Raw genomic sequence first — 13,472 nt, forward strand, 5'->3', positions numbered from 1 at the left:
ACGGATGCCCTTGCCGCGCTGCGGATCCATCAACGGCCCCGCGTCTCCGGCACCGGGACGCGCCTGACCAGGTCGGTCACCACCTGCTCGGGCAGGCGGCGCTGGCCCTGGGCCTCGACGCTGGGCAGCAGCCGGTGCGCCAGGACGGGGATGGCCAGGTCCTGCAGGTCGTCGGGGATGACGTAGTCGCGGCCGGCCAGCGCAGCGTGCGCCCTGGCGGCCCGTACGAGCTGCAGCGTGGACCTCGGGGAGGCGCCCAGCCGCAGGTCGGGGGAGTGGCGGGTGGCCACGACCAGGTCGATGGCGTACTTCTTGACCGCCTGCGAGACATAGATGCCGCGCACGGCCTCGATCAGGGCGCGCACCTCCGCCGTCGTCGCCACCGGCTCCAGCTTGTCGAGCGGGGAGGTGCCCCCGTGCACGTCGAGCATCTCCAGCTCGGCCGACGGCTCCGGGTAGCCCATCGCCACCCGCGCGGTGAAACGGTCGCGCTGCGCCTCCGGCAGGGGATAGGTGCCCTCCATCTCGATGGGGTTCTGGGTGGCGATCACCATGAACGGGGCGTCGAGCTGATAAGTCCTCCCGTCCACGGTCACCTGATGCTCCTCCATGCACTCCAGCAATGCGGACTGCGTCTTGGGGGAGGCACGGTTGATCTCGTCACCCACCACGATGTTGGCGAACACCGGTCCGGGTTTGAACTCGAACTCTCGGGTCTGCTGGTTGTACGCGCTCACTCCGGTGATGTCGCTGGGCAACAGGTCGGGGGTGAACTGCACCCGGCGGACCGGACAGTCGATGGAGCGGGCGAGTGCCTTGGCCAGCATCGTCTTGCCGACCCCGGGCACGTCCTCGATCAGGAGGTGCCCCTCTGCGAGCAGGACGGTCAGAGTGAGGCGGACGGCGTCGCTCTTGCCCTCGATCACCGATTCGATGGCCTGCCGAATCCGGTGGGCGGTGGAGACCAGCTCGTCGAGCTGGGGAGGGACGTCATGGGTTACTGCCACCAGGCCTCCATGAGAAGTGCGACGGCTGTCCCGTACGGTGCCATTGCGGGAGCCATGCCATTCCTTTTCCATTGTCTGTACGACCCTACGACGCTGTGGGTTCTTCAGCGACATTTGTGGATATTCCAGGGAACCCTGGTGATGTTGCTGTTCTTGTCCCATAGCAGTGCGAATCTGGTGACAGACGGGGCGCCGAGCGCTCCACTTTCCTCCACGCCGGGCTACCCCAACCCCTGCCGCCCCTATTTCCGCGGCCTTTTGAACCCTCGACACGCCCATGAGGGTTGACCGGCCGCTCACCGCCCCCCACCCCGCCCCATCGCTCTGACCTGCGGTAACGCAACGGAAACCGATGATGAAGACGGTTCGAATCAGTTGACGGTGGGGAGAAGTGGAGTATGGTGGTGCGCAGTGGAGAGCCCGGTGCACCAGCGCTGAGCGCTTCACGAGGCACGGGAGGTGGGGCCGATGTTCCTCGGCACCCATCAACCGCGTCTGGACGACAAGGGACGGCTGTTCCTGCCGGCTAAGTACCGTGAGGAGCTGGCGGAGGGTCTTGTGATCACCAAAGGCCAGGAGCGATGCCTCTACGTCTTTCCCGTGGAGGAGTTCCAGCGCATTACCGAGGCTCTCAGCACCGCCCCGGTCACCGCCAAGGCGGTGCGTGACTACAGCCGCGTCTTCTTCGCCAGCGCGTCCGACGAGAAACCAGACAAGCAGGGACGCATCACGATCCCGCAGACCCTTCGTCAGTACGCGGGTCTGGAACGTGACTGCGTCGTCATCGGGGCCAACACCCGGCTGGAGATCTGGGACGCACAGGCCTGGGACACCTATCTCAGCGCACAGGAGCAGGCGTTCGCCGATCTGTCGGAGGAGGTGCTGCCAGGAATCTTGTAGTGACCACGGTCGATCCGTCGGTGATGTCGTTCGGCGAGGTCTCCACCCGCAACCACTGTCCGCCAGCTGATGCACCTTCCCCGGTGTCAGATGGCGGGCGTCCACGAAGAGGGTGCGGATGGGGACCTGGCCGGGCGGCGCCGGGTGGGGACCCAGGAATGACCGGCGATCGATCGATGACGCGTCATCCGCGAGCAAGGACGCGAGAGGGGGGTTGGAGATGCAGGACAACGATGGCACGGGCGGTCACGTTCCGGTGATGCTCGAGCGCGTTCTGGAGCTTCTCGGCCCCGCGCTCTCCGGGCCGGCTCCCGTCGTCGTCGACGCCAACCTCGGCCTCGGCGGTCACTCGGAGGCCCTGCTCGCCGCCCATCCGGCGCTGCACCTGATCGGGATCGACCGCGACCCTTTCGCGATCGACTTCTCGACCCGCAGGCTCAGCCCGTACGCGGAGCGGACCACGCTGGTCCACGCCTCCTCCGGCGATCTGGCGGAGGTGCTCGAGCGCGCGGGGCACACCACGATCGACGGGGCGCTGTTCGACCTCGGGGTGTCCTCGCCGCAGCTCGACGAGGCCGAGCGCGGGTTCGCCTATTCCTATGACGCGCCGCTCGACATGCGCATGGACACCTCGCAGGAGCTGACGGCGGAGCAGGTGGTCAACACCTATCCCACCGCGGAGCTGACGCGCATCCTGCGGGATTACGGCGAGGAGAGATTCGCCCCGCGTGTCGCGGGCCTGATCACTAAAGAGCGGGCCAAAGAGGCAATAACGTCTACTAAGCGGCTGGCGGACATCGTTCGCGAGGCGATCCCCGCCGCGACCCGGCGCACCGGGGGCAACCCCGCCAAGAGGACTTTCCAGGCCCTGCGCATCGAGGTGAACGCGGAGCTGTCCGCCCTGGAGGCGGCTCTTCCCGCGGCACTCGACGCGCTGGTGCTCGGTGGGCGAGTGGTCGTGCTCTCCTACCACTCACTCGAGGACCGGCTCACCAAGCAGGCCCTCACGGCGCGAACCAGGGACACCAGCCCCCCCGGGCTGCCTGTCCCGCTACCGGCTCACCAGCCGAGGTTCCGCCTGCTGACTAGGGGAGCAGAGCTCCCAAGCGATGAAGAGCTCGCCCGCAACCCGCGGGCGGCCTCGGCCCGGCTACGGGCGGCAGAGAGGATCCGTGTTGACGACTGAGCAGGAGACCGGCAAGGGCACGCCCGCTCGCCGCGCCGTGCCCAAGACGGGCACGCGGCGGTCGGCGACGGCGCACCAGCCCAAGCCGCGTCCCCGTCCTGACACGCGCCCCGAGGCCGACGCCAAGCGATCGGCCGCCGAGCGGGAACGTGCCGAAGCCGCCGGCAAGCGGACGGTCGGCGTGCGCGCCGACGCCGCCGCCAAGGCGCCCGCCACCGAGCGCGTGCGCGCGGGTGAAGCCGGGGCGCCGGCCGCCGAGCGCGTTCGCGCCGCCGGCGGCAAGGCGCCGGTGGCCGAGCGGGCGCGTGCCGCGGCCGGCAAGGCACCGGTCGTCGAGCGGGCGCGTCCCGAGGCGCCGGGCAAGCGGCCGGTCGGCGGGCGTACGCGGGCCGAGGCCACGACGGCCCGTCCCGTGTCGCGGCGCCGTCCGGCGCGCCGGCAGCGGGCGCCGTTCGTGCTGCTCGTCGTCGGGCTGCTCTGTGGCGGTCTGGTCAGCCTGCTGCTGCTCAACACCATGCTCGCCCAGGACGCCATCACCGACGCGACGCTGCGCGAGGAGATCGCGGTGGCGAAGCAGGAGAACGAGAAGATCAACCAGCAATACCAGCTCAAGACGCAGCCGGGCGTCATCGCCGACCGGGCCGAGAAGCAGGGCCAGCACACCGACTGGGACACCGTCAACAGCTGGAGCAGTGCCGGTGACCAGGCCAGCCAGGTGGACACGGAACGGTGAGCGACTCAGGCGGCAGGGGGCAGGGCCCCGGCCGTGGCGCTGGCGGCGCCGGCTCTCAGGGAGGGCCAGGCGCCGCTCGTCGTACGCCGGGCGGGCCGGGACGGGCGGGGCGCCAAGGGGGCTCTGCCCGTTCTGAGGGGGCGGGCCGCCCGGCGTCGCCGGAGAACCCGCCGCGTCGGCCGCGACCCCCGTCCCCCGATCCGCTCGACCTGCCGTTCGGGCACGAGTCGTTCGGGCGCGACGACTCGCGCGACCGGCCCCCGCGGGAACCCGGCGACGAGGGCCGCGGGCGCTCGCGCCGGGGCGAGCGGGAGGGCGACGGCGACCGGACACGCGACGGCGAGCGTGACAGCGGGCGTGACGGCGGGGAGGGCCCGCGCGGGCGCACCCGCGGCGACGGGCGCTCCCGGTCGCGTGACGACGCCTCCCGCACGGGCTCGCGCGAGGACGGGCGCTCACGGGACGACGGTTCGCGGGCGCGGCCGCGCGACGACGGGGCTCGCGGCCGCTCGCGGGACGACCGGTCCGGTGCGCGGTCGCGGGGCGAAGACGGTGACGGGGGTCGCCGGCGTACCCGTGACGAGAGCGAGCGCCAGCGAGGCCGCACCCGTCCCGAGCGTGACGAGGGCGACCGGCCCAGAGGCCGGGCCCATCCCGAGCGTGACGGGGACGAGCGGCCGAGAGGGCGCGTGTCCCAGGGACCCGACGACGCCGACCGGCTCAGGGGGCGGGGCTCCCAGGGGCGGGCGGACGGTGATCGGCTCAGAGGGCGCGTGCAGGGGCGTGAGGAGCGACCGTCGCGCCGTACCCCGGCGGGCCGGCCGCCCGCGGGAGGCTCCCGGCAGGAGCCGGCGCGGGACCGCGAGCGGACGGCGGCGCGCCGCGGCGGGGACGTACCGCCGCCCAGGGGGCCGCGCCGGCCCCCCACGCCGCCGCGCCCGCCCAGGCCGCCGCTGGTGCTGCGGCTGGGCAGCCCGCGCAGGCGCATCAACATCGGCCTGATCGGCATGACCTTCATCCTGTCGATCTTCGCCGGACGGCTGATCCAGATGCAGGGGCTCGACTCCAAGGTGTACGAGGCCGCGGCCGCCGACCAGCGCCAGCACACCGAGGAGATCCCGGCCAAGCGCGGCTCGATCACCGACGCGAACGGCCACGAGCTGGCCGTCACCGTCGAGGCCCGCGAGGTGTCGATCGACCCGACCAAGGTCCCCGCCTCCGTACGCGCGAAGGCGGCCGCGATCCTGGCCCAGCAGCTCGGCAAGACCGAGCAGGAGATCGCCGCGAAGCTGGCCAGGACGGGCACCCACTACCAGCTGCTGGCCAGAGACGTGGACCCCGTCGTGGCCAGCCGCCTCATGCAGGCCCGCGTGCCCGCGCTGTCGGCCAAGAAGACCTACCGCCGGCTCTACCCCGCGGGCGACCTGGCGGGCAGCCTCATCGGGTTCGTCGGCGACGAGGGCAACGGCCTGGGCGGCATGGAGCAGGCGAAGAACTCGCTCCTGGCCGGCCGCGACGGCGAGCAGCGCGTCGAGACCGGCCGCGACGGCCAGCGCATCCCGATGACCAGCAGCCAGCGCACCGCGCCGGTCGACGGCCAGGACGTACGCCTGACGATCGACCGCGACATCCAGTGGGCCGCCCAGAAGTCGATCGGCGAGCAGGTCCAGAAGTCCGGGGCCGACAGCGGCACGGTGATCGTCATGGACGTGCGCACGGCGCAGATCGTGGCCATGGCCAACGCCCCCGAACTCGACCTGAACAACTGGCGCAAGGCCCCGGAGTCCAGCTACGTGAACAAGGCCGCCGCCGACGTCTTCGAGCCCGGCAGCACGAACAAGGTCATCACCGCCGCCGCGGCGCTGGAGGCCCGCGCGGTGACGCCCGACACGGTCTACCAGGTGCCCGACCGGATCAGGTGCGCCGACCAGGTGTTGCGCGACGCCCACGCGCACAAGGTGGAGTCAATGACGTTCCGGCAGGCCATGGCGCAGTCCAGCAACGTGGCCACGGTCATGGCGGCGCGCGAGATCGGCAGCGAGCGGCTGCACCGGATGCTCAAGGCGTTCGGCTTCGGCAGCACGCCGGGCGGCGGCGTGCCCAGCGCCGAGGCCGGCCTGCTGCCCGACTACCGGAAGTGGTCCGGCAGCCAGAACTGCACGGTCGCCTACGGGCAGGGCGTCTCGGTGACCGCGCTGCAGATGGCCAGCGTCTACCAGACCATCGCCAACGGCGGCGTCAAGATAGAGCCGCAGATCGTGGCGGGCACAACGGACGCGACCGGCAGGTTCGTTCCGGCTCCTGCAGGTAAGCAGACCAGAGTGGTGAGTGAGACGACGGCCAGGGAGATCTCGACGATGCTGGAGAGCGCGGTGGGCGAGGAAGGCACCGGCCAGCTCGCCGCCATCGACGGATACCGGGTGGCGGGCAAGACGGGCACGGCCAACCGCTACGATGCCGAGCTCGGCCGTTACGACGGCTACACGGCCTCGTTCGTTGGGTTCGCGCCGGCCGACCAGCCGCGGCTGGTGGTGCTCTCGGTGCTGCAGAACCCGAAGAACGGCCACTTCGGCGGGCAGCTGGCGGCCCCCGTGTTCAAGGATGTGATGACGTTCGCCATCAAGAGCAAGAAGATTCCTCCCACAGGCTCCGCCGCGCCGTCGGTGCGTGCGCGCGCGGGACAGTGACCAGGGAAGGTACGCTCTCGCCGTGCGTCCCCCGTCGTCTATGCGTCCCACGACCAGCCCGCCTCGCCCGCTGACCGGGCTCGCGACCATGCTCGACGCCGATTCAGGCACGGCACGGTCGCCCCACGCCGCCCTGACCGGCGTCACCATCGACTCCCGTAACGTCAGGCGCGGAGACCTGTACGTGGCGCTGCCCGGCAACCGGGTCCACGGCGCCACCTTCGCCGCCGACGCGATGGCGAGCGGTGCCGTCGCCGTCCTCACCGACAGAGCCGGCCGCGACGCGGCCGTCGCCACCGGGCTGCCCGTGCTCATCGTGCCCGACCCGCGCGCCCTGCTCGGGTCGATCTCCTCCTGGGTGTACGGCCAGCCGGCCCACGACATCCAGATCCTCGGCGTCACCGGCACCAGCGGCAAGTCCACCACCTCGTTCATGCTCGAGGCGGGCCTGCGGGCCGCCGGGCACCGGGCGGGCCTGGTGGGCGGTGTCGAGATCCACGCCGGAGACCTGCGCTTCCAGCCGACGCTCACCACGCCGGAGGCCTCGGAGCTGCACGGCCTGTTCGCGCTCATGCGCGAGGAGGGCGTCACCGCGGCCGCCATGGAGGTCTCCAGCCACGCGCTCGCGCTCGGCAGGATCGACGGCATCTACTACGACGTCGCCCTGTTCACCAACCTCTCCCAGGACCACCTCGACTTCCACAAGGACTTCGAGGACTACTTCGCGACCAAGGCGAAGCTGTTCCAGCCGGAGCTGAGCCGCCAGGGCGTGACCAACATCGACGATCGCTACGGGCGCGAGCTGATCGGCCTGGCGAAGGTGCCGATGACCACGTTCTCGGCGCTGGGCGACCCGGAGGCCGAGTGGCGGGCGGTGGACGCCCGGCTCGGGGCCGACGGCAGCGCGTTCCGGGTGGTCGGGCCGGGCGGGGTGGAGGCCGACGCGCAGATCTCGCTGCCGGGCCCGTTCAACGTCGCCAACGCGCTCGGGGCCATCGTGACGCTGGTCGAGGCCGGGGTGCCACTGCACACGGCCGTGCACGGCGTGGGCACGCTGACCGGCGTGCCGGGGCGCATGCAGCGCGTCACGGCGGCCGAGGACGAGTTCCAGGCGGTCGTGGACTACTCGCACAAGCCGGGCGCCGTGGAGTCGGTGCTGCGCTCGCTGCGGTCGGTCACGGCCGGCACGCTGACGATCGTGCTCGGCTGCGGCGGCGACCGCGACAAGGGCAAACGGCCTATCATGGGCGAAATCTCCGCTGAGCTGGCAGATGTGGCGATCTTCACGAGCGACAACCCGCGCTCGGAGGATCCGCTGGCCATCCTCGCGACGATGATGGAGGGGGCGCTCCGCGTTCCGCAGCACGACCGCGCTCATGTGATCATTGAGCCCGACCGCGCGGCCGCCATCGGCCTGGCGATCGCCCGGGCCGGGCGCGGCGACGTGGTCGTGGTGGCCGGGAAAGGCCACGAGCAGGGCCAGTACGTTTCAGGCGAGGTGATCCCCTTCGACGACCGCGAAGTGGTCGCCGGAGCGATCGACGCACGCAAGGAAAGCAGGAAGCACTAATGATCCCGTTGCCTCTGGCCAGGATCGCCGAGATAACCTCGGGCGCCCTGTCGGGCATGGCCGATCCCCGCGCGGTGGTGCGCGGACCCGTCGTGATCGACTCGCGGGCCGTTGAACCGGGATCCCTGTTCGTCGCCATCAAGGGCGCGCGGGTCGACGGTCACGACTTCGCCGCGCAGGCCATCCGGGCCGGAGCCGTCGCCGTGCTGGCCAGCCGGCCGGTCGAGGGTCCGGCGGTGATCGTCCCCGACACCGCGGCCGCGCTCGCCGAACTGGCCGCCGCCCAGGCCCGTACGCTGCCCAAGGCCACCGTGATCGGCGTGACCGGTTCCGCGGGCAAGACCAGCACCAAGGACCTGCTGGCCCGGCTCACCGGGCGGATCGGGTCCACCATCGCGCCCGTCGGCAGCTTCAACAACGAGCTCGGCCACCCGCTGACCGTGCTGCGCGCCGACCTCGACACCCGCTTCATGGTGCTGGAGCTGGCCGCGCGCAACATCGGCCACATCAAGGACCTGACCCGCATCGCTCCGCCGCAGATCGGCGTGGTGCTCAACGTCGGCACCGCGCACCTGGGCGTGTTCGGCGGCAAGGAGGCCATCGCCAAGGCCAAGGGCGAGCTGGTGGAGTCGCTGCCGCGCTCCGGCGTGGCCGTGCTCAACGCCGACGACCCGCTGGTGCGGGGGATGGCCTCGCGCACCGACGCGCGGGTCACCTACTTCGGGCGCAGCGAGTCCGCGGCCATCCGGGCCGAGGGCGTCGTGGTGGACGCCCGCGGGCGCGCCTCCTTCACGCTGCGCACGCCGTCCGGGGCCGCGCACGTGTCGCTGCAGCTGTACGGCGCGCACGCGGTCGAGAACGCGCTGGCCGCGGCGGCGGCCGGTTACGAGCTGGGCCTGCCGGTGGCCACCATCGCCGAGGAGCTGTCGGAGGCCACGCCGCGCAGCCGGTGGCGGATGGAGGTCACGGACCGGGCCGACGGGGTGACGGTGGTCAACGACGCCTACAACGCCAACCCCGACTCGATGCGGGCGGCGTTCGAGGCGTTCGAGGTGCTCGGGAAGGGGCGGCGGCGGTTCGCGGTCATCGCGGCGCTGCGGGAGCTGGGCGAGGACGGTCCCGCGCTCAACGCCGAGCTCGGCCGGCTGGCCGGCGGGGCGGGGCTGGCGGGCCTGATCGTGGCCGGACCGGACGCCGGGCCGGTGCTGGAGGGCGCCCACGCGGCCGCCCAGCAGGCGGCACAGCAGGCGGCACAGCAGGCGGCACAGCAGGCGGGCGGGGTCCCGCTGCCCGGAGCGCCGGTTCCCGGGCCTCAGGCGCCCGCTGGGCCCGCGCAGCCGCTGCCTGGCCCGCATGCCCCCGGCCCCCAGGCCCCAGGTCTTCCGGCGCCCGGCCCGCAGGGCGCCGGGTGGCATGGGCCCGACGCGGGTGCCATGCCGCAGCCGGTCCCCGCGCAGGGGTGGCAGGGGCCGCCGATGGGCGGGCCGCCGGCGCCGCCCGTGGGCGGGCCTCCCGGCGGCTACTACGGGCAGCCGACCCGTATCGTGCACGTGCCCGATGCCGAGGCGGCGGCGGCCGAGCTGGGCGCGTGGCTGCGGCCGGGTGACGCGGTGCTGATCAAGGGGCCCAGGGCCATGGGTCTGGAGCGGACGGCCGAGCTGGTGCTCGGAGGTGCCCCCCAGTGACCAACATCATCATCGCCGGTGCGGTGGGCCTGATCCTCTCGATGCTGGGCACCCCGCTGGCGATCCGGCTGTTCTCGCGGCGCGGCTACGGCCAGGAGGTCCGCGAGGAGCTGCAGCAGGGCGGCCACCACGCCAAGCGGGGCACCCCCACCATGGGCGGCACCGTGTTCGTGCTGGCCGCGCTGCTCGCCTACGGCGCCTCCCACCTGGCCATGCTCACGCCGCCGACCGTGTCGGGCATGCTGGTGCTGTTCCTGATGACGGGGCTCGGCGCGGTCGGGTTCCTGGACGACTTCATCAAGATCTACAAGCAGCGCAGCCTGGGCCTGCGCAGCGGCGCCAAGGCGCTCGGCCAGCTCATCGTGGGCGCCGTCTTCGCCGTCCTGGTGGTCCGCCAGCCCAACGTGTACGGCATCACCCCCGCCGAGACCCGCGTGTCGTTCCTGCGCGACTTCGGCCCCTCGATCGGCATCGTCGGGTTCACCATCTGGGTGCTCATCATGATCGTCGGGTTCTCCAACGCGGTGAACCTCACCGACGGCCTCGACGGCCTGGCCAGTGGCGCGACCGGCACCGTGCTGGCCGCGTACGTGCTGATCGGCAACTGGCAGCTGCGCAACAACTGCATCGACCAGCTCGGCCCCAACTGCTACTGGGTGCGTGATCCGCTCGACCTGGCCGTGGTCGCCGCCGCCGTGCTGGGGGCGCTGATCGGGTTCCTGTGGTGGAACGCCCCGCCCGCCCGGATCTTCATGGGCGACACCGGCTCGCTGGCCCTGGGCGGCGTGCTGGCGGGGCTGGCGATCGCCACGCGCACGCAGCTCCTGCTGATCATCCTGGCCGGCCTGTGCGTGATCATCACGCTGTCGGTCATCATCCAGGTCGGCTCCTTCAAGATGACCGGGAAACGCGTCTTCCGGATGGCGCCGCTGCAGCACCACTTCGAGCTCAAGGGCTGGGCGGAGACCACGATCGTGGTCCGCTTCTGGCTGATCGCGATGTTGTGCGCGGCGCTCGGGCTCGGGCTGTTCTACGTCGAGTGGATGCCCCGATGAGCTCGACCTGTGTGGCCGGGCTCGGCGTGTCCGGCACCGCCGTGGCCCGGGTGCTGGCCGGGCGCGGCGAGCGGGTCGTGGTCGTCGAGGCCGTGGAGGGCGAGCGGCAGCTGGCCGCCGCGGCCGAGCTGGCCCGGGTCGGCGTCGAGACCCGGTTCGGGGAGATGGTGTTGCCCGAGGGCGCGACGCGGCTGGTCACCACCGGGTGGGCGCCGCACCATCCGCTGATCGCCGCCGCGCTGCGGGCCGGGGTCGAGGTCGTGGGCGAGGTGGAGCTGGCCTGGCGGCTGCGGCCGGAGCAGGCGGCTCCGTGGCTGGCGCTGACCGGCACCAACGGCAAGACCACCGCCGTGCGCATGCTCACCTCGATCCTGCTGGCCGACGGGCGCAAGGCCCTGGCCGTGGGGAACGTGGGCGTGCCGGTGGTGCAGGCCGTCGCGGAGCCGTACGACGTGCTGGCGGTCGAGCTGTCCAGCTTCCAGCTCCACTGGTCGGGCACGCTGGCCCCGCACGCCGCCGCGATCCTCAACGTGGCGCCCGACCACCTCGACTGGCACGGCTCCATGGAGGAGTACGCCGCCGCCAAGGGCCGCATCTACGAGCGCGCCGGAACCGTGATCTTCAACGCCGACGACCCCGAGGCGACCCGGCTGGCCGCGCCCTATCCCGGCGCCGTCGGGTTCACGCTGCGCGTGCCCAAGCCGGGCGAGGTCGGCGTGGTGGAGGACCTGCTGGTGGACCGGGCCTTCGTGGCCGACCCGGTCGAGGCGGCCGAGGAGCTGGCGACGCTGGAGGACGTGCGCCCCTTCGCCCCGCACAACGTGGCCAACGCGCTGGCCGCCGCCGCCCTGGCCCGCTCGCTCGGCGTGCCCTCCGAGGCCGTACGCCAGGGGCTGCGCGACTTCGTGCCCGACCCGCACCGGCTGGCCCACGTGGACCGGATCGGCGAGGTCGACTACATCGACGACTCCAAGGCCACCAACCCGCACGCGGCCGCCGCCGCGCTGGCCTCGTACCCGTCGGTGGTGTGGGTGGCGGGCGGCCAGCTCAAGGGCGCCGACGTCGACGAATTGGTGCGCCAGGCCGCCCCCAGGTTGCGCGGCGCGGTGCTGCTCGGCGCCGACCGGGCGCGGATCGCCGAAGCCATTGCGCGACACGCGCCGAATGTCCCGCTCGTGGACATCGCCGATCGGGACACTGGTGCGATGGAAAGAGTCGTCACCGAAGCCGCCCGGCTGGCCTCGCCAGGGGACACCGTGCTGCTCTCCCCGGCGGGGGCCTCCCTGGACATGTTCGCCAACTATCCGGCGCGGGGGGAGGCCTTCGCGCGTGCCGTACGCGAGCTGAGGGCGCGACGTGAGCACGAGCGCTGAGGAGCGGGTGCGGCCGGCCGCCGCGCAGGAGAGTCCGGCGCACTGGGCGCGGGAGCAGCTCGGCACGCTGAAGGAGCTGCTGGACAAGCCGCTGACCACCTACTACCTGATCATCATGTGCAGCGCGCTGCTGCTCGCGCTCGGGCTGATGATGGTGTTGTCGGCCTCCAGCATCGAGGCGTTGCAGAAGACCGGCAGCCCGTTCTCCTGGTTCATCAAGCAGTCGCTGTCGGCCGCGATCGGCGTGCCCGTGATGTACGCCTGCTCCCGGCTGCCGGTCAAGTTCTTCCGCTGGGCCGGCTATCCGATGATGGCGCTGTCGATCATCGCGCTGGTCATGGTGCTGTTCATCGGCTCCTCCGAGCTGGGCGCGCAGCGGTGGATCTACATCGGCCCGCTCACCATCCAGCCGTCCGAGCCGGCCAAGCTCGGGCTCGCGCTGTGGGGGGCCGACCTGCTGGCCAGGCGGGCGCGGCAGGGCCGCATCGAGTGGCGGCAGATGCTGATCCCGCTCATGCCCGGCACCGCGATCCTGGCCGTCATGGTCATGCTCGGCCGCGACCTGGGCACCACGCTGGTGCTGTTCATGATCTTCCTGGCGCTGCTGTGGGTGGTGGGGGCGCCGGTCAAGCTGTTCGGCGGCATCCTGTCGCTGGCGGTGCTGGCCGCGGTCATCATGATCAAGGTGGAGCCGTACCGGATGGCGCGCATCGGCGCCTTCCTCGACCCGTGGGCCGACGCGCAGGGGGCGGGCTACCAGGCCGTGCAGGGGCAGATCGCGATGGGCTCGGGCGGCTGGTTCGGGCTCGGGCTGGGCAGCAGCCGGCAGAAGTGGAGCTGGCTGCCGCACGGTGAGAGCGACTTCATCTTCGCCATCCTCGGTGAGGAACTCGGGCTGATGGGCACGCTGATGGTGGTGGCGCTGTTCGGGCTGCTGGGGTATGCGGGGCTGCGCGTGGCCGTACGCGTCAACGATCCCTTCATCAGGCTGGCCGCGGCCGCCATGGTGGCGTGGATCGTGGGCCAGGCGACCGTCAACATGGGGGCCGTGCTCGGCGTGCTGCCGATCACCGGCATCCCGCTGCCCCTGGTCTCGTACGGCGGCTCCTCGCTGCTGCCCACGCTCGCCGCGCTCGGCATGCTGCTGTCGTTCGCCAAGCGCGAGCCCGGCGCGCGGGAGGCCTTGGCGGCTCGTGGCCCCGGACCGACCGCCCGGGCCCTAAGCTGGCTTGGCCTGGGGGGTATGACCAGAGGCCGAGCGACACGTTAGGGAGTG

General features: G+C 72.1%; 9 protein-coding genes and 1 pseudogene. 9 read left to right on the forward strand and 1 reads right to left on the reverse strand.

All coding sequences use genetic code 11. The features are described from left to right. Positions 1-29 precede the first annotated feature (29 nt). On the reverse strand, positions 30-1,007 hold the full coding sequence (locus AB0J69_RS18710; RefSeq protein WP_364118416.1) for a MoxR family ATPase: 978 nt from the start codon (positions 1,005-1,007) through the stop codon (positions 30-32). A 468-nt stretch (positions 1,008-1,475) separates the two neighbouring features. Here AB0J69_RS18710 and mraZ point away from each other — a divergent pair, with 468 nt between their 5' ends. The 9 genes and pseudogenes from mraZ (at position 1,476) to ftsW (ending at position 13,466) form a co-directional block, all read left to right on the forward strand. Beyond that, positions 1,476-1,907 carry a division/cell wall cluster transcriptional repressor MraZ gene (gene mraZ / locus AB0J69_RS18715; protein WP_138693897.1) on the forward strand — a complete coding sequence of 144 codons (432 nt, stop codon included), beginning with the start codon at positions 1,476-1,478 and terminating at the stop codon, positions 1,905-1,907. Between the two features lie 220 nt (positions 1,908-2,127). Then, entirely contained in the window at positions 2,128-3,093 is a 966-nt protein-coding gene (gene rsmH / locus AB0J69_RS18720) for a 16S rRNA (cytosine(1402)-N(4))-methyltransferase RsmH (RefSeq protein ID WP_364118418.1), read from the forward strand. After that, positions 3,083-3,826, forward strand: coding sequence for a hypothetical protein (locus AB0J69_RS18725; protein ID WP_364118420.1), 744 nt, complete (start codon positions 3,083-3,085; stop codon positions 3,824-3,826). The genes rsmH and AB0J69_RS18725 overlap by 11 nt, the downstream gene beginning before the upstream one ends. Before the next feature lie 689 nt (positions 3,827-4,515). Next, positions 4,516-6,513 carry a penicillin-binding protein 2 gene (locus AB0J69_RS18730; protein WP_364118421.1) on the forward strand — a complete coding sequence of 666 codons (1,998 nt, stop codon included), beginning with the start codon at positions 4,516-4,518 and terminating at the stop codon, positions 6,511-6,513. Between the two features lie 40 nt (positions 6,514-6,553). After that, on the forward strand, positions 6,554-8,083 hold the full coding sequence (locus AB0J69_RS18735; protein WP_364118423.1) for a UDP-N-acetylmuramoyl-L-alanyl-D-glutamate--2,6-diaminopimelate ligase: 1,530 nt from the start codon (positions 6,554-6,556) through the stop codon (positions 8,081-8,083). Further along, positions 8,083-9,318 (forward strand): annotated as a pseudogene (gene murF, locus AB0J69_RS18740) (UDP-N-acetylmuramoyl-tripeptide--D-alanyl-D-alanine ligase); the annotation flags it as partial. The gene AB0J69_RS18735 and the pseudogene murF, both read left to right, overlap by 1 nt. A gap of 446 nt (positions 9,319-9,764) precedes the next feature. Continuing rightward, a complete protein-coding gene (gene mraY, locus AB0J69_RS18745) occupies positions 9,765-10,823 on the forward strand; it encodes a phospho-N-acetylmuramoyl-pentapeptide-transferase (RefSeq protein WP_364118425.1) in 1,059 nt (352 codons plus the stop codon). Beyond that, on the forward strand, positions 10,820-12,196 hold the full coding sequence (murD, locus tag AB0J69_RS18750) for a UDP-N-acetylmuramoyl-L-alanine--D-glutamate ligase (RefSeq protein ID WP_364118427.1): 1,377 nt from the start codon (positions 10,820-10,822) through the stop codon (positions 12,194-12,196). Before mraY ends, murD begins: the two co-directional genes overlap by 4 nt. Before the next feature lie 7 nt (positions 12,197-12,203). Then, positions 12,204-13,466: a putative lipid II flippase FtsW gene (gene ftsW, locus AB0J69_RS18755; protein WP_364118648.1), complete on the forward strand. Its 1,263-nt coding sequence runs from the start codon at positions 12,204-12,206 to the stop codon at positions 13,464-13,466. The last annotated feature ends 6 nt before the right edge of the window (positions 13,467-13,472 follow it).

The organism is Nonomuraea sp. NPDC049709, from assembly GCF_040674815.1.
In the GTDB taxonomy this organism is placed as follows: domain Bacteria; phylum Actinomycetota; class Actinomycetes; order Streptosporangiales; family Streptosporangiaceae; genus Nonomuraea.

What these genes read in the sequence shown, in the direction of transcription:
- AB0J69_RS18735 (WP_364118423.1), top strand. Translation starts at nt 6,554, where the DNA reads ATGCGTCCCACGACCAGCCCGCCTCGCCCGCTGACCGGGCTCGCGACC.
- rsmH (WP_364118418.1), top strand. Translation starts at nt 2,128, where the DNA reads ATGCAGGACAACGATGGCACGGGCGGTCACGTTCCGGTGATGCTCGAG.
- mraZ (WP_138693897.1), top strand. Translation starts at nt 1,476, where the DNA reads ATGTTCCTCGGCACCCATCAACCGCGTCTGGACGACAAGGGACGGCTG.
- murD (WP_364118427.1), top strand. Translation starts at nt 10,820, where the DNA reads ATGAGCTCGACCTGTGTGGCCGGGCTCGGCGTGTCCGGCACCGCCGTG.